Consider the following 17703-nt stretch of genomic DNA (forward strand, 5'->3'; position numbering starts at 1 on the left):
TCGGGCATCAGGCCGCCTCCTCGAACTCGAAGAGGTGGCGGGGGCGGGGCCGGCCCAGGGCGCCGAGCGCGGCGTCGGCCGCGCTCACTCCACTGCGGACCGCACTCTCCATGGTCGCGGGCCACCCGGTGGCGGTCCACGCTCCGGCCAGGTACAGGCCGGGGGCCTTGGTGCGGGCGCCGGGCCGCAGCCGCCCGACGCCGGGGGTGGGGGCGAACGTCGCCGTGCGCTCCCGGGTCACGAAGAAGTCCAGCACCTCGGCCGCGCGCGCACCCGGGATCAGCCTTTCCAGCTCGGGCAGATAGCGCTCGCGCAGGTCGGAGACGGGACGGTCGATCTCGTCCTGCGCGGCCGACTGGGAGAGCGCGAGGTACTGCCCGGCCGCCAGCCCGGAGGCGTGGGTGCGGTCGAACACCCACTGCACCGGGGTGCCGAGGGCCGCGAAGAAGGGCCGCGCGAGCACCTTGCGGTCGTAGACGACATGGACGTTGAGGATCGGCGCGGTGCCGATCTCCAGCAGCCGCTCGGGGGCGTCGAGGGCGCCGGGCGGCAGCAGGTCGCGGGCCTCCCGCTGGGGTACGGCGAGGACGACGGCGTCCGCGGAAAGCGTCTCGCCGGGAACCTGAACGCTCCAGGCCCCGTTCTCGTTGTGGAGGATGGAGGTGACGCGTGTACGGACCTCGGTACGGACGCCCGCGGAGTCGAGCGCCTTGCGGGCCAGCCGGTCGTGCAGTTCGCCCAGCGGGACGTGGGCCCAGCCGATGTCGGCCGCGCCCGGGTCGGACAGCAGACCGGTCTTGAACACCATCGCGGCGAGCCCCAGCGAGGCGTCGCCCGCGACCGCGTTGAGGGTGGCGACCCCGACCAGGTCCCACAGGGCCTCGACGGCACGCGCCGACTGGCCGTGCGCGGCCAGCCAGCTGCCGAAGTCCTGGGTGTCCAGGGCCGGATCGGCGAGGTCGAGCCCCTTCAGCGCGAACGCGGCGCGCCCGACGGCCGCGCGCTCGGCGAGCGAGAGGTGCGGATAGGCGGCCAGGCTGCGTCCCAGGTGGAGCGGGACGGGCAGCGGGTCGCGCCGCAGTCTGCCGAGCCGTCTGCCCTCGGGCTTGGCGACGTCGACGACGGGCACGTCCAGACGGTCCTGCAGCGGTGCCAGTGCCGCGCCCTCGATCCGGTCGAGGAACCAGCGGTAGGCGGTACAGCAGCGCAGGTACACGTGCTGGCCGTTGTCGACGGTCAGTTCGCCGCGCTGGAAGGAGAAGGCGAGGCCGCCCAGTCTGGGCCTGCCTTCGAGCAGGGTGACCCGCACACCCGCGTCGGCGAGAGCCAGCGCCGCGGTGATCCCGGCGAGGCCGCCGCCGACCACGACCGCGCTGCGGCCCGGCGTCCGGGGGGTGCCGGCCGCTGCCTGCGCGGGGGGTGAGCCGTCGCTCATCGTGCGTCCTTCCGTGCGTGCCGAGCGTGCTGATTGAACGGTGCACGCCCGCCCGTCGCAGTCAGGGACGCCACGCCGCAGCGCAGGGTTGCCTGCCCGGTGCCCTCTGGTTCCGTGCGGTCCATCAGGCGCGCCTCCTGACGGAGCGCCGGGAGACATGGCGGGTCACATGCCGGGTGTCGAGCCCGGACAGGCCGCGCACGGCGACATAGGCCTTCTCGTGTCCGGGGAGGGAGACGCGGCCGCGCAGCACGGCCTCCGGGTCGCGCTCGATGCGGTCCAGCAGCCGGCGGTAGATGCCGGCCATCGCGGCCACACAGGCGCCGCTGCGCCGGTCGAGCATGGGCAGCAGCCGGTAGCCCTCGGCGAACAGGGCCCGGGCGCGCCGCACTTCGAAGTGGACGAGGCCGGCGAAGTCGGATCCCTCGGGCGGGGTCGGTCCGTGGAACCCGGCCGAGCAGCCGAACTTGGCGAGGTCGTCGGCGGGCAGGTAGGTGCGACCGCCCATGGCGTCCTCGCGGACGTCGCGGAGGATGTTGGTGAGCTGCAGGGCGAGGCCCAGCGTGTCGGCGTACTCGGCGGCGCGCTCGGCGCCGCGTGCGGCCGGTTCGGTGCCGAACACGCCGAGCGAGAGGCGGCCGATGGCGCCGGCGACACACCGGCAGTACACCTTGAGGTCGTCCCAGGTCTCGTAGGTCTCGCCGCGCAGGTCCATCTGGACGCCGTCGATCAGCTCGTCCAGGCCGCCGAGCGGGATCGGGAAGGCCCGCGCGGCATGGGTGAGGGCGACGGCCACCGGGTCGGTGTCGTCCTCCTCGACCTCGCCCTCGCGGACCCGGGCGAGCAGCGCCCGGGTGTCCTCGAGGCGCACCAGCTTGGTCTCACCGGGAAGGTCGCCGTCGCCGATGTCGTCCACGCGCCGGGAGAACGCGTACAGCGCCGACATGGCGCGGCGCTTGGCCGTCGGCAGCAGCCGGATGCCGTAGGCGAAGTTCCGGGCCTGCTGCCCGGTCACGGCCTCGCAGTAGCTGTAGGCGGCGAGTACCGGCGCGGACACGTGCGACGGAGAATCCACGGTCCCGATCACCTCTCTCCTCGCAGGATCACGCCCGCCTCACGCAGCAGCTGGACCTTGCCGGGTCGGGGCGGGCCGGGAAGTACGTCGTATTCGGCGGCGGCGATCGCCCGGATCGCCGCCCTTCCCCCCGCCACGAACCCCGCGAGCAGCAGCTTCAGCCTGCCGTGGACGCTACCCACCAGGGGGGCGCCTTCATTCAGCAGATCGCGGGCGCGTTGCGCTTCGTATGCAACCAGGGCGCGCACCGATGCGCCCGCGGTTTGTGCGGCGAGGTCCGTTTCCTGGACGTGAAAACGCTTCATGTCCTCGGCCGGGAGGTAGATCCGGTCGCGGCCGAGGTCCTCGGCGACGTCCTGGAGGTGCTCCACGATCTGCAGGGCCGTGCAGATCGCGTCGGACAGCCGGATCCGCTCGGGGGTCGAGGTTCCGGTGACGCCGAGGACGAGGCGGCCCACGGGGTTGGCCGACAGTTCGCAGTAGGCGAGGAGGTCGTCGTAGGTCTCGTACCGGGCGACGAGCTGGTCCTGGCGGTTGGCGGCGATGAGTCCGAGGAAGGGTTCGGGGGTGAGGGAGCGGCGGCGGACGGTGGGCTGGAGCCGGCGCAGCAGCGGGTGGCGCGGGGTGCCGTCGAAGACGCGGCGCAGGTCGGCCTCGAAGGCGTCGAGGAGGACCAGCCGGTCCGCGGCGTCGGCGGGCGACACGCCGAGCGCCCGGGCGTCGGCTCCGCCCGGGGCGAGGTCGCCGTCGCCGATGTCGTCCACGAGGCGGGCGAAGCCGTAGACGGCCATGAGGTCGTCGCGCCAGTCGCGGGGAAGGAAGAAGGGGGCCACGGGGAAGTTCTCGGCGGCGGCCTTGTCCAGGGTGGCGCGTTCCAGGTGGGGCGCCGCGTCGGTGCGCGTCATCGGGCGCTGCCCGCGGCGGGGACGGCACATGCTGCGCTGAGCAGGGGAGTTTCCGTAGCCATTGCCGTCACATCTCCCGTTCTACACTGCCGACCCAATACACACTATTTCGGACACGCCGCCCCGCAATGCGCGGGGGCGCCCCCACGGAGGGTGTCGCGCATTATCGCCCCACTTGCCGGTTTCCGGCACCGGTACAGCTTACGTTGTACAACGCGACACGGACCGTCGGGGTGTCCTGCACATCACAACAACACACCGATTGGCTCCAAGATTCCTTACACCAGGCGGAGTTGACGTTTCCTTTGCAGACGCAGGGCCCCGCCGGACGGATTCCGGCGGGGCCCTGGCCGAAACGGGTCACTTGCCCGTGAACTTCTCGTACTCCTTCAGGACCTCGTCGGTGGGTCCGTCCATACGGAGTTCACCGCGCTCCAGCCACAGCACGCGGTTACAGGTGTCGCGGATGGATTTGTTGTTGTGACTGACGAGAAAGACCGTTCCCGCCTCTTTGCGCAGTTCCCGGATCCGTTCCTCGGAGCGCTTCTGGAACTTGCGGTCACCGGTGGCCAGCGCCTCGTCGATCATGAGCACGTCGTGGTCCTTGGCGGCGGCGATGGAGAAGCGGAGCCGGGCCGCCATGCCCGAGGAGTACGTACGCATCGGCAGGGTGATGAAGTCGCCCTTCTCGTTGATGCCCGAGAAGTCGACGATGTCCTGGTAGCGCTCCCTGATCTGCTCCCGGGACATCCCCATGGCGAGGCCGCCCAGGATGACGTTCCGCTCGCCCGTGAGGTCGTTCATCAGGGCGGCGTTCACGCCCAGCAGGGACGGCTGGCCGTCGGTGTAGACCTTGCCCTTCTCCGCGGGCAGCAGGCCGGCGATGGCGCGCAGCAGGGTGGACTTGCCGGAGCCGTTCGACCCGATCAGGCCGATGGCCTCGCCGCGGTAGGCGATGAAGGACACCCCGCGCACGGCGTGCACCTTGCGCACGCCCCGCTCCTCGCCGCGCTTGAGTATGCGGCTCAGGGCCGCCGTCGCGCTGCCCTTGCCGGTCTTGGCACCGTTGACCCGGTAGACGATGTGCAGCTCGTCCGCGATGACCGTCGGGCGCCGGTCCTGGATGTTCTCCTCAGCCACGGCCGTACCGCTCCTCCGCCTTCCAGAAGTACACGAAGCCACCCACGAACGCGGCCACGGCCCAGAACAGGGCGATGGCCCAGACGTGCGGCGGCAGGTTCGAGGCACCGTAGCCGTCGATCAGGGCGAAGCGCATCAGGTCCATGTAGACGGCGGCCGGGTTGACCTGGAGCAGCCGGACGATCCACTCGGAACGCCCCTCCAGCATCTTGTTGATCGAGAACATGACGCCGGACGTGTACATCCAGGTGCGCAGGATGAACGGCATGAGCTGCGCGAGGTCCGGCGTCTTGGCGCCCAGGCGGGCCACGATCAGCGCGAGCCCGGTGTTGAACAGGAACTGCAGCACCAGCACCGGCACGATCAGCAGCCAGGACAGGCTCGGGTAGCTGCCGAAGCCGATCGCCACGATGAACAGCACGATCATCGAGAACAGCAGCTGCTGGAGCTGCTGGAGCGAGAAGGAGACCGGCAGGGACGCGCGCGGGAAGTGCAGGGCGCGCACCAGTCCGAGGTTGCCGGAGATGGCACGCACACCCGACATGATCGAGCTCTGCGTGAAGGTGAACACGAACACGCCGGTGACCAGGAACGGGATGTACACGTCCTGGGACATGCCGCGGCTGGCGTGCAGGATCAGGCCGAAGATGAAGAAGTACACGGCCGCGTTCAGCAACGGCGTGGCCACCTGCCACAGCTGGCCGAGCTTGGCCTGGCTGTACTGGGCGGTCAGCTTCGCCTGGGAGAAGGCCAGGATGAAGTGGCGGCGCCCCCACAGCTGACGGACGTACTCCACGAGCGAGGGCCGGGCACCGCTCACGGAGAGCCCGTACTTGTCGGCGAGCCGGGCCGCCGTCAGTCCCTCGTCGGGCGACGGAGCCGCGGTCACCGCGACCGTGCCGTCGTGCGTGGTCTCACTCACAGCTGGAAACTTTCGTCTTCGGGTACGTCTGCCGCGCGCCGCCTCGACGGCGAACGCGTGTTCATGTGCGGTTCGACAGTAGCGACCTCTCGGGGTCGAGCTTGTCAGATCACCGGGGGGCGACCCAGTCGGGTGAGCCGCCACACCGTACGCCAGCGCATCGGCCGGCGGGGACCGCACGGTGTGGTCCAGCCTTCCCGGAAACCTCCGAACCAGGCCCGCAGGGCCGGCCGCGAGGGGCGGCGGAGCAGGGTGAGCAGCAGCCAGACGCCGAGGTAGACCGGGACCAGGAGGGCCGGGAGGTTGCGGCGGGCGAGCCAGACGCGGTTGCGGGCGACCATGCGGTGGTAGACCGCGTGCCGGGAGGGTGCGGTCGTCGGGTGGTACAGCACCATGTCGGACCGGTAGTCGATCATCCAGCCCGCGTCGAGGGCCCGCCATGCCAGGTCGGTTTCCTCGTGCGCGTAGAAGAACGCGTCCGGGAGCCCGCCGACCTCCGCGAAGACGCGGGTGCGGACGGCGTTGGCGCCGCCGAGGAAGGTGGTGACCCGGGAGGAGCGCATCGGGTCGGAGGCGCGCAACCGGGGCACGTGCCGGCGCTGGGTCTCGCCGGTGTCGGGGTCGGCGATGCGGAAGCTGATGATGCCCAGCTCGCGGTCCGCGGCGAACGCCTCGCGGCACAGTTCCGCGGTGTCGTGGCGGGCGAGCAGACCGTCGTCGTCAAGGAAGAGCAATATGTCGACATCACGGCCGCCGGGGCCGAACGCCTCTATGCCGACGTTGCGCCCGCCCGGGATCCCCAGGTTCTCGGGCAGCTCTATCGTGCGCACGCCGTCCGGCACGTCCGGGACGGGCGAGCCGTTGCCGACGACGACCACCTCGACCGGGTCGCCGTCCTGCTTGGCGACCGAGTCGAGCAGGGCACGCAGTTCGTCGGGCCGGTTGCCCATGGTGATGATGACGGCGCCGACGCGCATGGCCGCGCTCACTTCAGCCTGCTCGACGCGAGGATCGACACCAGGTGCAGCAGGGTCTGCAACAGCGCGATGCCGGCGAGGACGGCCGTGCCGAGGCGGGTGAAGAACAGGTCGCCGCGGGCCTGGTCGACGATCGCGAGGACCAGGATGAGCAGCGACGCCTCGATACCCAGGATCAGCCGGTGGAACTTCAGCGCCGCGGCGGCCCGCCGGGCCAGCGCCATGCCGGAGGAGCGCAGCTCGGCCGCGGCCTCCTGCACCGGCGGCTTGCCGGTCTGGTGCCGGGCGACACCGACCAGGTCGGTCTCGGCCTTGATGAGGATGGCGCCGAGCGCGGCGAGGGTGCCGAGGAACGCCCACAGCCAGTCGATACGGCCGCTGCCCCACAGGTCCGCGGCGCGCAGGCCGAGGCCGACCAGGACGGCCGCGTCGGTGAGGTAGGCGCCGACCCGGTCCAGGTAGACGCCGTTCAGCGAGTACTGCTTCTTCCAGCGGGCGATCTCGCCGTCGACGCAGTCCAGCAGCAGGTACAGCTGGGTGGCGACCACGCCGAGCACCGCGCCCGTGATCCCCGGCACCAGCAGGGCCGGGGCCGCGAGCACGCCGCAGACGGTCATCAGGTACGTGAGCTGGTTGGGCGTGACCCTGGTGTTCACCAGGTAGCGGTCGACGCGCAGGGACACCTCACGCATGTAGAGGCGTCCCCCCCAGTGCTCACCGCTGCGCCGGTCCTTCACCCCCGCGGGGTGGACGACCGGACGGAGTTCAGCTACCGATGGCCTTGACATAGTCGGCGTAGATGTCCTTGATCTGGTTCGTCTTGAGGTCGAGGTGTTCGAGGATCGTGTACCGGCCGGGCCGGGTCTCCGGAGCGAACTCCACCGCGCGGACGAACTCGTCCACCGTGAAGCCGATCTCCTCCGGCAGCACCGGAAGCCCGTGGCGGCGCAGGACCTCCGCCATGTACGCCGACTCCTCGTGGGCGCCGCGCAGGTACATCGCGAAGGCGGCGCCGAGGCCGCACTGCTCGCCGTGGGCGGCGGCGCGCTTGGGGTAGAGCAGGTCGAAGGCGTGGTTGATCTCGTGGCAGGCGCCGGAGGACGGGCGGGAGTCGCCCGACACGGACATGGCGATACCGGTGAGGACCAGCGCCTCGGCCAGCACCTGGAGGAAGCCGTCGTCGCCGACTCCGCCCGGGTGCCGGAGCACCGCCTCCCCGGCCTGCCGGGCCATGGCGGCGGCCAGGCCGTCGATCTTCTCGCCGTTGACCCGGTTGGCCAGCTCCCAGTCCGCGACCGCGGAGATGTTGGAGATGGCGTCGCCGATGCCGGAGCGCACGAACCGGACGGGTGCCTCGCGGATCACGCCCAGGTCGATGACCACCGCGATCGGGTTCGGCACGCCGTAGGAGCCGCGGCCCGCGTCGTTGTCCAGGGTCGCGACCGGCGAGCACAGGCCGTCGTGCGCCAGGTTGGTGGCGACCGCGACCAGCGGCAGGCCGACCCGGGCCGCCGCGAACTTGGCGCAGTCGATGATCTTGCCACCGCCGAGACCGACGACCGCGTCGTAGTGGCCGGCCTTTATGTCGCTCGCCAGCCGGACCGCGTCGTCGATGGTCCCGCCGCCGACCTCGTACCAGGTGGCGCCGGGCAGCGTGGGCGCGATCCGCTCGCGCAGCCGGGCGCCGGAGCCGCCGCTGACGGCGATGGCGAGCCGGCCCGACTGCGAGATGCGCTCGTCGGCGAGCACGCACGCCAGGTCGTCCAGGGCACCCGGGCGGATGTCCACGACGACCGGCGAGGGGATCAGCCGGGTCAGTACTGGCACGCGATCTCCCGTCCGCGGGCGAGATCGTCGTGGTTGTCGATCTCGACCCACTTGACGTCGCCGATCGGCGCCACGTCGATCCGGAAGCCCCGGTCGACCAGCTCCTGGTAGCCGTGCTCGTAGAACTGCTGCGGGTCGGTCTCCCAGACCGTCTTCAGCGCGTCGGCCAGCTCGGCCGCGGCGTCGCCCTCGATCAGGGTGACGCCGATGTACTCGCCGGTGGCCTCGGCCGGGTCCATCAGCTTGGTGATCTTCGTCATGCCCTTGTCGGGGTCGACGACGACCTTCATCTCCTCGTCGGCCAGGCTCTTCACCGTGTCCAGGGCGAGGATGATCTTCTTGCCCTCACCGCGGGCCGCGAGCAGGGTCTGCTCGACGGAGACCGGGTGGACGGTGTCGCCGTTGGCGAGGATCACACCGTCCTTGAGAGCGTCACGGCCGCACCACAGGGAGTAGGCGTTGTTCCACTCCTCGGCCTTGTCGTTGTCGATGAGGGTGAGCGTGAGGCCGTACTTCCGCTCCAGGGCCGCCTTGCGCTCGTACACGGCCTCCTTGCGGTAGCCGACGATGATCGCGACCTCGGTCAGCCCGATCTCGGCGAAGTTGCCGAGGGTGAGGTCGAGCACCGTGATCGAGTCCTCTATGCCCGCGGGCCCCACCGGCACCAGCGCCTTGGGCAGGGTGTCGGTGTAGGGGCGCAGACGCCGTCCGGCGCCGGCCGCCAGCACGAGGCCGATCATGCGGGTTCTCCTTCGTCGTGTACGGCGGGCGCCCCAGCGGACACCCAGAAGCGGATGCTCTCGACGAGCACCACCAGGGCGACGGCCACGGCGAGGACCGTGAGCGCGACCTTGAACTGCGAAGCGGTGAGCACCGCGGCCAGGACGGTGACGAGCAGCGTCCGCCCCTCCTGCCCCCCGATGGCGCGCACCAGCCAGGCCGGGGGTGCTCCGGCGTTGCCGCGGATGCGGTACACCGTGTCGTAGTGATGGTAGGCGACGGCGGCCACCAGGCCGAAAGCAGCGGGGAGGGCACCGTTCACTCCCGCTTTACCGGCCAGGGCGAGCACCGTGCCGTACTCGGCGGCCCGGAAGAACGGCGGGACCAGCCAGTCGAGAGCGCCCTTGAGGGGGCGTGCCACGGCTAGGGCCGAGGTGAGGACGTACACGAGGGCGCCGACGACCGGGAGCACGCCGCCGAAGTCCGTGAGGGCCGAGCAGGCGACGACCGCGGCGCCGCCGAGCAGGGCCACGGCCGGCACGGCGAGTCCGGGCACGCCCCTCTTGACGACGCGCTTGACGGCCTCGGTGAGCGGACCCGGGTCGGCGAGGTCGGCGAGGGCCTGCGCGGCCCGGTCGGTGCGCCGGGCCTTGCGGGTCACCGAGCGCAGCACCCGGCCCGCCGTGGTGTAGGTGGCCGCGAAGGCGCAGCCGGCGAGCAGGACGTAGAAGGTGATCCGCGGGGTGGTGGCCGCGGTGAGGATCGCGATCATCGCCCAGCGCTCGCCGATCGGCAGCACGATCATGCGGCGCACCCAGACGGTCCAGCCGACGCTGTCGAGCTTGTCGGAGAGGGCGGCGGTGGGGCTGGTGTTCGCGGTGGCGTCGTGGTTGGCCTCGTTGAAGGAGAAGTCGACCACGTGCCGGCAGGTCTGCAGGATCATCGCGCCGAGGGCGAGGGCCCACACGTCGTCGCCGCCGCGGGCCGCGCCGAGGGCGAGACCGGCGTAGTAGGCGTACTCCTTGGCCCGGTCGAAGGTGGCGTCGAGCCAGGCGCCGAGCGTGGAGTACTTCAGGGCGTAGCGGGCGAGCTGGCCGTCGGTGCAGTCCAGGACGAAGGAGGCGATCAGCAGCACGCCGGCCGCGACGAAGCCGCCGCGGGTGCCGGTCGCCGCGCAGCCCGCCGCGATGAGCGCGGTGAGCAGGGAGGCGGTGGTGACCTGGTTCGGGGTCAGGCCGCGGCGGGCGCACCAGCGGGCGATGTAGCGCGAGTAGGGGCTGATGAAGAAGGTGGTGAAGAAGCCGTCCCGGGACTTCACGGCGGACTTCAGGCGTACGGCCTCGTCGTCCACGGCGGCGACGGCCTGCCGGGCCTCGTTGCGGGCCTGCGGGTCGGCCGGCACCGTGGCGACCAGGCTGCCCAGCTCGGGCCGGTGCACCGGGCCGCCGTCGGCGTCGAGGGCGGTGCCGACGCGGTCGGCGAGGCTGTCCGCGGCGAGCGCGGGGGCGCCGCCCGGTCCGGACGGGGCCACCGCCTCGGCGGTCGCGCCACCGCCCGCCGAGGTCTCCCGGGCCACGGCCCGGGTGAGCTGCTGCCGGGCGGCGGGCTGGGCGGTGACGGCGCCGGGGACGGCGGCGAGCGGGAAGCGGGGGTCGGTCAGGCCGAGGCGCAGCGCGTGCGGGTGGCCGACGAAGCGGGCGTCGACCAGGGCCACGCGCCGGTCGGCCGGCACGGCCGCCAGCAGGGACTCCGCCTCGGCGGCGTCGGCGGCCACGCGCACGTCGAAGCCGAGGGACCGCAGATCGTTCTCCAGTGACGATCCGGGGACCGGCTGACCGGTGACGATGGCCGTCGACAACCGAACTCACTCCCTGGGTGCCGGCGCGCGGGCGCCGGTCTTCTGCGTGATGGGGCGCCCCTGCCTGCGGCACCCGGGCGGCATGTCGGCAGAGGCTATCCGATGGGCCGCAGTCCGTGTTCACCGGCCGTTCACGGTCCGGCCCACGGGGCCTGACCCGGCCTTTGCCGCGATCATCATCAGGGATCCGGGGCCCGGCCCACAAACCCGTGGGGCAGACCCGGGCAACCGGGACACCGGGCGGCTCGGCATAAGGTGGGCGACCATGACGTGGCTGATCACCGGCGGAGCCGGATACATCGGGGCGCATGTGGCACGGGCCATGGCGGGCGCCGGGGAGAGCGTCGTGGCGCTGGACGACCTGTCCGCCGCCGTGCCCGCGCGGCTCCCCGCGGAGGTGCCGCTGGTCCGGGGCTCGACGCTGGACGGGCCGCTGCTGAAGCGGGTCTTCGCGGAGTACGGCGTGACCGGCGTCGTCCATCTCGCGGCGCGCAAGCAGGTCGCGGAGTCGGTGGCCCAGCCCACCCGCTACTACCGGGAGAACGTGGGCGGTCTGGCCACCCTGCTGGACGCGGTCGCGGAGGCGGGCATCGGCCGGCTGCTGTTCTCGTCCTCGGCGGCCGTGTACGGCAACCCGGACGTGGACCTGATCACCGAGGACACCCCGTGCGCACCGGTGAACCCGTACGGCGAGACCAAGCTGGCCGGGGAGTGGCTGGTGCGGGCGGCCGGGCGCGCCCACGGAATCTCCACGGTGTGTCTGCGCTATTTCAATGTGGCGGGCGCGGCGGCGCCGGAGCTGGCGGACACGGGCGTGTTCAACATCGTGCCGATGGTCTTCGACCGGCTCACCCGTGACGAGGCCCCGCGGATCTTCGGCGACGACTACCCGACGCCGGACGGCACCTGTGTCCGGGACTACATCCATGTCGCCGATCTCGCGGAAGCCCACCTGGCGGCGGCGCGGCGGCTCGCCGGCGGGGACCTCACCGGGGACCTGACGCTGAACATCGGCCGCGGCGAGGGCGTCTCGGTGCGCGAGCTGGTCTCGGTCATCGGAGAGGTCACCGGGGACCGCCGGGCGCCGCTGGTGGAGGCGCGCCGCCCGGGGGACGCGCCGCGCGCGGTGGCCTCGGCCGAGCGGGCCGCCGAGACGCTGGGCTGGCGCGCCCGGCGCGGGGTGCGGGAGATGGTCGAGTCGGCGTGGACGGGCTGGCGGCTGCACCACGGCGGCTGAGCCGGGCCCGCCCGAGCCGGTACGACCGGGCCGGGCGACCGGGCCGGGCGGCGGGCCAGTGCCGACGAGCCGGGCGGCCTGGCCAGCGCTGTCGAGCCAGTGCCGACGAGCCGGCGACGGAGCCGGCAGCTCCCTGACCTGCGGAACGTTTCCGCAGGTCAGGGCACATGACAACGGTGTTCAGTGCCGCGTTGCGAGATACCCCCCACCCGTAGTTGACTGGCCTCCGGGCAGGCACACCGGAAGGCGGTAGTCATGGGGGCAGGGCACGACCACGGGCACGCGCACTCCCACGCGCCCGCCCCGGGTACGGCCACGGCCGCGTATCGCGGGCGGCTGCGGATCGCGCTCGGCATCACGCTCATGATCATGGTGGTCGAGATCGTCGGCGGTCTGATCGCGGACTCCCTCGCGCTGATCGCGGACGCGGCACACATGGCGACCGACGCGGTGGGCCTCGGCATGGCCCTGCTCGCGATCCACGTCGCGAGCCGCCCCCCGAGCACCAACCGCACCTTCGGCTACGCCCGCGCCGAGATCCTCGCGGCCCTGGCGAACTGTCTGCTGCTGCTCGGGGTCGGCGGATACGTCCTGTACGAGGCGGTCCAGCGGTTCGTCGAGCCCGCGCAGACCCGAGGCGGCCTGATGGTCGTGTTCGGCCTGGTCGGCCTGGTGGCGAACTCCGTCTCGCTGCTCCTGCTGATGCGCGGGCAGAAGGAGAGCCTGAACGTGCGCGGCGCCTTCCTGGAGGTGGCCGCGGACGCGCTCGGCTCGGTGGCGGTGCTGATCTCGGCGACGGTGATCCTGACCACCGGCTGGCAGCCGGCGGACCCGATCGCCTCGCTGGTCATCGGCCTGATGATCGTGCCGCGCACGCTGAAGCTGCTGCGCGAGACGCTGGACGTGCTGCTGGAGGCGGCTCCCAAGGGCGTCGACATGGCGGAGGTCCGCGCACACATCCTGGCGCTGGACGGTGTGGAGGACGTACACGATCTGCACGCCTGGACGATCACCTCGGGCATGCCGGTGCTCTCGGCGCACGTGGTGGTCAGCTCCGAGGCGCTGAACGCCATCGGGCACGAGAAGATGCTGCACGAGCTGCAGGGCTGCCTGGGCCACCACTTCGACGTGGAGCACTGCACCTTCCAGTTGGAGCCGGGCGGGCACGCGGAGCACGAGGCACGGCTGTGCCACTGACGGTCCGCACTTCCGTTCGGCGCACCCCCGGGCGGTTCCCCGGAGCGGACCCCGGGCACGATGATCTACCGGGTCCGGCTCCCGGCGCCCCCACCGCGCGCCGACGTGCGGACGTGCCGGGAGTGCCGGATCCGTACGGCAGACTTGGGGTGCGAAGACCGAGGCGAAGGATGGGTATGCCGATCACACCTGCCACCGCGACACACAGCTCGTCGGAGGGCACTGCAGAGGCGATTTTGCTGGAACTGGTCGACGAAGAGGGTGTGACGATCGGTACGGCGGAGAAGCTCGCCGCCCATCAGCCGCCGGGACAGCTGCACCGGGCGTTCTCGGTGTTCCTCTTCGACGAGCAGGGCCGGCTGCTGCTCCAGCAGCGGGCGCTCGGCAAATACCACTCCCCCGGTGTCTGGTCCAACACCTGCTGCGGCCACCCGTACCCGGACGAGTCCCCCTTCGCCGCGGCCTCCCGGCGCACCTACGAGGAGCTGGGCGTGTCGCCCTCGCTGCTCGCGGAGGCCGGCACGGTCCGTTACAACCACCCGGACCCCGCCTCGGGTCTGGTGGAGCAGGAATTCAACCACCTGTTCGTCGGCATGGTGCAGGCGTCGCTCGTGCCGGACCCCGAGGAGGTCGCCTCGACCGCCTTCGTGACGGCGGCCGAGCTGGCCGAGCGGCACGCCCGGGACCCGTTCTCGGCCTGGTTCATGACCGTGCTGGACGCGGCCCGCCCGGCGATCAGGGAGCTGACGGGCCCGTCCGCGGGCTGGTGAGAGCGCCGGACACCGCTACGCGAGCGTCGCGGGCTTGAGCGGCAGGGCGGCCCAGATCACCTTGCCGCCGCTCGCGGTGTGCTCCACGTCGACCACTCCGCCCGCCTCCCGGGCCACCTCGCGGACCAGGAGCAGCCCCCGGCCGCCGGTCTGTGCGTGGTCCGCCTCCAGCGCGGTCGGGCGGTAGGGGTGGTTGTCCTCCACGGACACCCGCACCCACTCGGCTCCGACGGCCACCTCCACGGCGAGCACCGGCGACAGCAGCGCCGCGTGCCGGACCGCGTTGGTGACCAGCTCGGAGACGATCAGCAGCAGCCCGTGCACCAGGTCGTCGGAGACCGGCACACCCTGGCGCAGCAGCAGGTCCCGCACCGCGTGCCGGGCCTGCGGGACCGAGGCGTCCACCGCGGCCGCGGTGAACCGCCAGACACCTTCGTAAGGCAGGGGATCCGGCGGCCGTTCGCCGCTTCCCGCTGGGCGCGGGCCGTCCCCACGCCCGTGGTTGTCCATCGTCCGGTCGCCACCCTCGCGCTCGATTGTCACCACACGTCGAGTGTTGGTAACGACGCGCTCCCGTCCGGATACCTGAACAGAAGTCAGCGTGTATCGAGCGGTTTCTGACCGACTGCGCATGACCTGGTCGCGGGAAGGACTGTTCCTGTCCCCCGGACGCCGGTTCGCGAACTAGTCGGGTTGTACGGCTCAGGGCCTCCGCCGCACGGGAGCGGACCGGCGAAACGGCCGTACGCCGCCGCTCCCTCCGCGGCCCCGCCGGGGCGGGGACATGCCGGACGTCACAGGCCGCCGGGGGTTCCGGCCGATACGATCACGGCATGGAGCCCCAGCTGTCGTACCAGGTCGCAGACTCCGTCGCCACCGTGGTCATCCGTCATCCGGCCCGGCGCAACGCCATGACGGCCGCGATGTGGCGGGCCCTGCCGCCCCTGCTGGACCGGTTCGCGCGCGACCCCGACGTCCGGGCACTGGTGCTGACCGGGGAGGGCGACACCTTCTGCGCGGGCGCGGACATCACCTCCCTGCAACAGGAGCCCGAGGGCCCGCAGAACCTCGCGCTGGCGGCCGAGGAGGCCCTGGTCGCGTTCCCCAAGCCGACCCTCGCCGCGATACGCGGGCACTGTGTGGGCGGTGGGGCCCAGCTCGCGGTGGCTTGCGATCTGCGGCTGGCGGAGGAGGGCGCGCGGTTCGGGGTGACGCCGGCGCGCCTCGGCCTCGTCTACCACGCCTCCTCGACCCGGCGGCTGGCCTCGCTCGTGGGGCCGTCCACCGCCAAGTACCTGCTCTTCACCGCCGAGTTGATCGACACCGAGCGCGCGCTGCGCACCGGTCTCGTGGACGAGGTGCTGCCCCCGGGAGGGCTGGAGGCACGCATCGCCGAGCTGACCGGGGTGCTCGTCTCCCGCTCACAGCTCACCCAGGCCGCGGCGAAGGAGTTCGCGAACGGCAGGGTGGACCGGGACGGCCACTGGGCCGAGCGGGCCCGCGGCAACGGCGACGCCGTGGAGGGCGTCGCCGCGTTCCTGGAACGCAGACAGCCCCGCTTCACCTGGAGCGTGTCCGCGTCGGGCTGAAGCGGCCGGCGCTATGTGAGGATGAAGCGGCTCGCGGTCCGGAACTCCGCGACGAGGTGCGCGGGCGCCTTCTCGGGCGACCCGGCGTCGTAGGGCGGCTGGGGGTCGTACTCGGTGAGCAGCTGGACGGCCTGGGCGTGTTCGTCGCCGGCGATGGCGCCGAGGAGCGTGAGGCCCATGTCGATGCCGGACGACACGCCCGCCGCCGTGACGTACTTGCCGTCCACGACCACCCGCTCCCCCGTCGGCTCGGCGTCGAAGCCGCGCAGGAGGTCCAGGGCGAGCCAGTGCGAGGTGGCGCGGCGGCCCCGCAGCAGCCCCGCGGCGGCCAGCAGCAGCGAGCCCGTGCACACCGAGGTGGTCCAGGTGCTGGTGGCGTCGGCCGCGCGCAGCCAGTCCAGCAGGACGGTGTTCTCCATCTGCTGGAGCTGTCCGGGCCCGCCCGGCACGACCACGATGTCCGGGGACGGGACGTCGGCGAGGGTCCGGTCGGCGACGAGCGCCAGGTCCCCGGTGTCGGTACGGAGGGGACCGGTCCGCTCGGCGACGAAGACGGTCTCGGAGTCCGGGAGCCGGCCGAGCGTCTCGTAGGGGCCGACGGCGTCGAGGGCGGTGAAGCGGTCGTAGAGGACGACGGCGATCTGCATGGCGGTGCCCTTCTCTCTGCTGTCCCTGTCGGGGTCAGCTGTCTCTGTCGGGATGGGGAGGTCCCTGTCGGGGTCGGGGGGCTCTGGCGGGGGGGCTCTGGCGGGGGGCGGCTGTCCCGGTCGGGGGCGGTGAAGTCTCCTCCCGCGCCCGCCCTGTGACGCCGGGTCAGCTCACCGGTGCCGGGCGGAAGCGGCGGCGGTACTCGGCAGGGGCGGTGCCGAGGGTGCGCAGGAAGGCGCGGCGCATCGCCTCGGGCGTGCCGTAGCCGCTCGCGCGGGCGACCTGCTCGACGCCGTCGGTGGTGTCCTCCAGCAGACGGCGCGCGTGTTCGAGCCGGACCCGGTCGACGTACCGGCCGGGCGTCATGCCCGTCTCGGCCTGGAAGGCGCGGGCGAAGTGGCGCGGGGAGAGGGCCGCGCGGGCGGCCAGCGCCTCGACGCCGAGGTCGCCGTCCGGGTGCTCGGTGATCCACTGCTGGACGTCCCGGAGGGGTTCGCGCCGGGCCGTCTGGGCGGCCAGCTGGGCGCTGAACTGCGCCTGGCTGCCGGGTCTGCGCAGGAACACCACGAGGTGGCGGGCCACGGTCAGCGCCGCCTCCCGGCCCAGGTCCTCCTCCACCAGGGCGAGGGTGAGGTCGATGCCCGCGGTGACCCCGGCCGAGGTGGCCACGTGCCCGTCCCGGACGAAGATCGGGTCGGGGTCGACCCGGACGGCAGGATGGTCCCGCGCGAGCTTCTCGCAGTACGCCCAGTGTGTCGTGACCCGCCGGCCGTCCAGGAGCCCGGCCCGGGCCAGCGGGACGGCGCCGGTGCACACCGAGACCAGGCGCGGGGCCCGCGGGCCGTGCGCACGCAGCCACTCCACCAACCGCGGGTCCGGGTCGCGGGTGCCCTGTCCGCCGGGGACCAGCAGGGTGTGCGGGTCCCCGGCCCGCGCCAGGGGTCCGTCCGGTACGAGGGTGAGCCCGCTGGACGTGCGCACGGGGCCGCCGTCCACGGAGGCCGTGCGGATCCGGTACGAGCCCGGGGTGTGCAGCTCCGCACCGGCGAAGACCTCCATCGGGCCGGTGACATCGAGGCTCTGGACGCCGTCGAAGACGGTGAGAAGAACGGTTCGCTGCGCCATGCTCCCGATTCTTCGCGGGCGCACGGATGGCCGCAACGACGCTCTTCCCACCTTTTCGGCCATGCGGAGGTTCCGGGACGGCGCGGGGAGGTACCCGGTCCCTGCCCGGTCACCGCGACCGGGCCGGAAACGAGAGGAGAGTTCCGTGTTGCGTGCCATCGCTGACGTACTGCGGCAGATCGGCGGGGCCCTCGCCACCGTGGTCACCCTGCCGTTCCGGGCCGTCGCCCGGTTGTTCGGCGGAGCGTCGTCCTCCGCGCGCGGGAGCCGGGCCTGAC

At 72.4% G+C, this 17703-nt stretch carries 19 protein-coding genes; 5 read left to right on the forward strand and 14 right to left on the reverse strand.

From position 1 onward, the window contains the following. Positions 1-7: 7 nt before the first annotated feature. The 11 genes from hpnE to ACZ7KF_RS08305 all read right to left on the reverse strand — a co-directional run bounded on the left by hpnE (position 8) and on the right by ACZ7KF_RS08305 (position 10859). The gene (gene hpnE, locus ACZ7KF_RS08255) at positions 8-1435 is read right to left on the reverse strand and encodes a hydroxysqualene dehydroxylase HpnE (protein ID WP_471070294.1); all 1428 of its coding nucleotides are present in this window, start codon (positions 1433-1435) and stop codon (positions 8-10) included. After that, entirely contained in the window at positions 1432-1560 is a 129-nt protein-coding gene (locus ACZ7KF_RS08260; protein WP_471070296.1) for a DUF6380 family protein, read from the reverse strand. The genes hpnE and ACZ7KF_RS08260 overlap by 4 nt, the downstream gene beginning before the upstream one ends. After that, positions 1560-2522, reverse strand: coding sequence for a presqualene diphosphate synthase HpnD (gene hpnD / locus ACZ7KF_RS08265; protein WP_471070298.1), 963 nt, complete (start codon positions 2520-2522; stop codon positions 1560-1562). Before hpnD ends, ACZ7KF_RS08260 begins: the two co-directional genes overlap by 1 nt. Continuing rightward, complete coding sequence (gene hpnC, locus ACZ7KF_RS08270; protein ID WP_471070300.1) at positions 2519-3415, reverse strand: squalene synthase HpnC; 897 nt, start codon at positions 3413-3415, stop codon at positions 2519-2521. Before hpnC ends, hpnD begins: the two co-directional genes overlap by 4 nt. 360 nt (positions 3416-3775) lie before the next feature. Continuing rightward, complete coding sequence (locus ACZ7KF_RS08275; protein ID WP_471070302.1) at positions 3776-4555, reverse strand: ABC transporter ATP-binding protein; 780 nt, start codon at positions 4553-4555, stop codon at positions 3776-3778. After that, complete coding sequence (locus tag ACZ7KF_RS08280; RefSeq protein ID WP_471070304.1) at positions 4548-5477, reverse strand: ABC transporter permease; 930 nt, start codon at positions 5475-5477, stop codon at positions 4548-4550. The genes ACZ7KF_RS08275 and ACZ7KF_RS08280 overlap by 8 nt, the downstream gene beginning before the upstream one ends. A gap of 104 nt (positions 5478-5581) precedes the next feature. Beyond that, positions 5582-6454: a glycosyltransferase family 2 protein gene (locus ACZ7KF_RS08285; protein WP_471070306.1), complete on the reverse strand. Its 873-nt coding sequence runs from the start codon at positions 6452-6454 to the stop codon at positions 5582-5584. A gap of 8 nt (positions 6455-6462) precedes the next feature. Beyond that, entirely contained in the window at positions 6463-7242 is a 780-nt protein-coding gene (locus ACZ7KF_RS08290) for a CDP-alcohol phosphatidyltransferase family protein (protein WP_471070308.1), read from the reverse strand. Next, positions 7220-8281 (reverse strand): iron-containing alcohol dehydrogenase family protein, encoded by a 1062-nt coding sequence (locus tag ACZ7KF_RS08295; RefSeq protein WP_471070310.1) that lies wholly within the window; start codon positions 8279-8281, stop codon positions 7220-7222. Before ACZ7KF_RS08295 ends, ACZ7KF_RS08290 begins: the two co-directional genes overlap by 23 nt. Beyond that, positions 8269-9021, reverse strand: coding sequence for a phosphocholine cytidylyltransferase family protein (locus tag ACZ7KF_RS08300; protein ID WP_471070311.1), 753 nt, complete (start codon positions 9019-9021; stop codon positions 8269-8271). Before ACZ7KF_RS08300 ends, ACZ7KF_RS08295 begins: the two co-directional genes overlap by 13 nt. Next, the gene (locus ACZ7KF_RS08305) at positions 9018-10859 is read right to left on the reverse strand and encodes a DUF5941 domain-containing protein (protein ID WP_471070313.1); all 1842 of its coding nucleotides are present in this window, start codon (positions 10857-10859) and stop codon (positions 9018-9020) included. Before ACZ7KF_RS08305 ends, ACZ7KF_RS08300 begins: the two co-directional genes overlap by 4 nt. Before the next feature lie 265 nt (positions 10860-11124). Between ACZ7KF_RS08305 and galE the strand changes: the two genes are divergently transcribed. From galE to idi, 3 genes are all read left to right on the forward strand, one after another. After that, entirely contained in the window at positions 11125-12096 is a 972-nt protein-coding gene (gene galE, locus ACZ7KF_RS08310; protein ID WP_471070314.1) for a UDP-glucose 4-epimerase GalE, read from the forward strand. A 255-nt stretch (positions 12097-12351) separates the two neighbouring features. After that, positions 12352-13293, forward strand: coding sequence for a cation diffusion facilitator family transporter (locus tag ACZ7KF_RS08315; protein WP_471070316.1), 942 nt, complete (start codon positions 12352-12354; stop codon positions 13291-13293). A gap of 176 nt (positions 13294-13469) precedes the next feature. Beyond that, positions 13470-14063: an isopentenyl-diphosphate Delta-isomerase gene (gene idi / locus ACZ7KF_RS08320; RefSeq protein WP_471070318.1), complete on the forward strand. Its 594-nt coding sequence runs from the start codon at positions 13470-13472 to the stop codon at positions 14061-14063. 15 nt (positions 14064-14078) lie between these two features. Here the strand turns inward: idi and ACZ7KF_RS08325 are convergent, their stop codons facing one another. Then, positions 14079-14573, reverse strand: coding sequence for an ATP-binding protein (locus ACZ7KF_RS08325; protein WP_471070938.1), 495 nt, complete (start codon positions 14571-14573; stop codon positions 14079-14081). Positions 14574-14896: 323 nt separating this feature from the next. On the opposite strand from ACZ7KF_RS08325, the gene ACZ7KF_RS08330 reads away from it, so the two are divergent. Further along, positions 14897-15652, forward strand: coding sequence for an enoyl-CoA hydratase/isomerase family protein (locus ACZ7KF_RS08330; protein ID WP_471070319.1), 756 nt, complete (start codon positions 14897-14899; stop codon positions 15650-15652). 11 nt (positions 15653-15663) lie between these two features. Here the strand turns inward: ACZ7KF_RS08330 and ACZ7KF_RS08335 are convergent, their stop codons facing one another. Then, positions 15664-16299 (reverse strand): DJ-1/PfpI family protein, encoded by a 636-nt coding sequence (locus tag ACZ7KF_RS08335; RefSeq protein ID WP_471070320.1) that lies wholly within the window; start codon positions 16297-16299, stop codon positions 15664-15666. Positions 16300-16465: 166 nt separating this feature from the next. Further along, complete coding sequence (locus tag ACZ7KF_RS08340; protein ID WP_471070322.1) at positions 16466-17425, reverse strand: GlxA family transcriptional regulator; 960 nt, start codon at positions 17423-17425, stop codon at positions 16466-16468. A 145-nt stretch (positions 17426-17570) separates the two neighbouring features. On the opposite strand from ACZ7KF_RS08340, the gene ACZ7KF_RS08345 reads away from it, so the two are divergent. After that, positions 17571-17702, forward strand: coding sequence for an LPFR motif small protein (locus tag ACZ7KF_RS08345; RefSeq protein ID WP_471070324.1), 132 nt, complete (start codon positions 17571-17573; stop codon positions 17700-17702). Position 17703 lies beyond the last annotated feature (1 nt).

The sequence above is a fragment of the Streptomyces sp. NPDC038200 genome (assembly GCF_055600785.1).

Excerpts from the sequence above, each read along its gene's own strand:
- hpnE (WP_471070294.1), bottom strand. The coding sequence starts at position 1,435 with ATGAGCGACGGCTCACCCCCCGCGCAGGCAGCGGCCGGCACCCCCCGG.
- ACZ7KF_RS08260 (WP_471070296.1), bottom strand. The coding sequence starts at position 1,560 with ATGGACCGCACGGAACCAGAGGGCACCGGGCAGGCAACCCTGCGCTGC.
- hpnC (WP_471070300.1), bottom strand. The coding sequence starts at position 3,415 with ATGACGCGCACCGACGCGGCGCCCCACCTGGAACGCGCCACCCTGGAC.
- ACZ7KF_RS08285 (WP_471070306.1), bottom strand. The coding sequence starts at position 6,454 with ATGCGCGTCGGCGCCGTCATCATCACCATGGGCAACCGGCCCGACGAA.
- ACZ7KF_RS08290 (WP_471070308.1), bottom strand. The coding sequence starts at position 7,242 with ATGTCAAGGCCATCGGTAGCTGAACTCCGTCCGGTCGTCCACCCCGCG.
- ACZ7KF_RS08300 (WP_471070311.1), bottom strand. The coding sequence starts at position 9,021 with ATGATCGGCCTCGTGCTGGCGGCCGGCGCCGGACGGCGTCTGCGCCCC.
- galE (WP_471070314.1), top strand. The coding sequence starts at position 11,125 with ATGACGTGGCTGATCACCGGCGGAGCCGGATACATCGGGGCGCATGTG.
- ACZ7KF_RS08315 (WP_471070316.1), top strand. The coding sequence starts at position 12,352 with ATGGGGGCAGGGCACGACCACGGGCACGCGCACTCCCACGCGCCCGCC.
- idi (WP_471070318.1), top strand. The coding sequence starts at position 13,470 with ATGCCGATCACACCTGCCACCGCGACACACAGCTCGTCGGAGGGCACT.
- ACZ7KF_RS08325 (WP_471070938.1), bottom strand. The coding sequence starts at position 14,573 with ATGGACAACCACGGGCGTGGGGACGGCCCGCGCCCAGCGGGAAGCGGC.
- ACZ7KF_RS08330 (WP_471070319.1), top strand. The coding sequence starts at position 14,897 with ATGGAGCCCCAGCTGTCGTACCAGGTCGCAGACTCCGTCGCCACCGTG.
- ACZ7KF_RS08335 (WP_471070320.1), bottom strand. The coding sequence starts at position 16,299 with ATGCAGATCGCCGTCGTCCTCTACGACCGCTTCACCGCCCTCGACGCC.
- ACZ7KF_RS08340 (WP_471070322.1), bottom strand. The coding sequence starts at position 17,425 with ATGGCGCAGCGAACCGTTCTTCTCACCGTCTTCGACGGCGTCCAGAGC.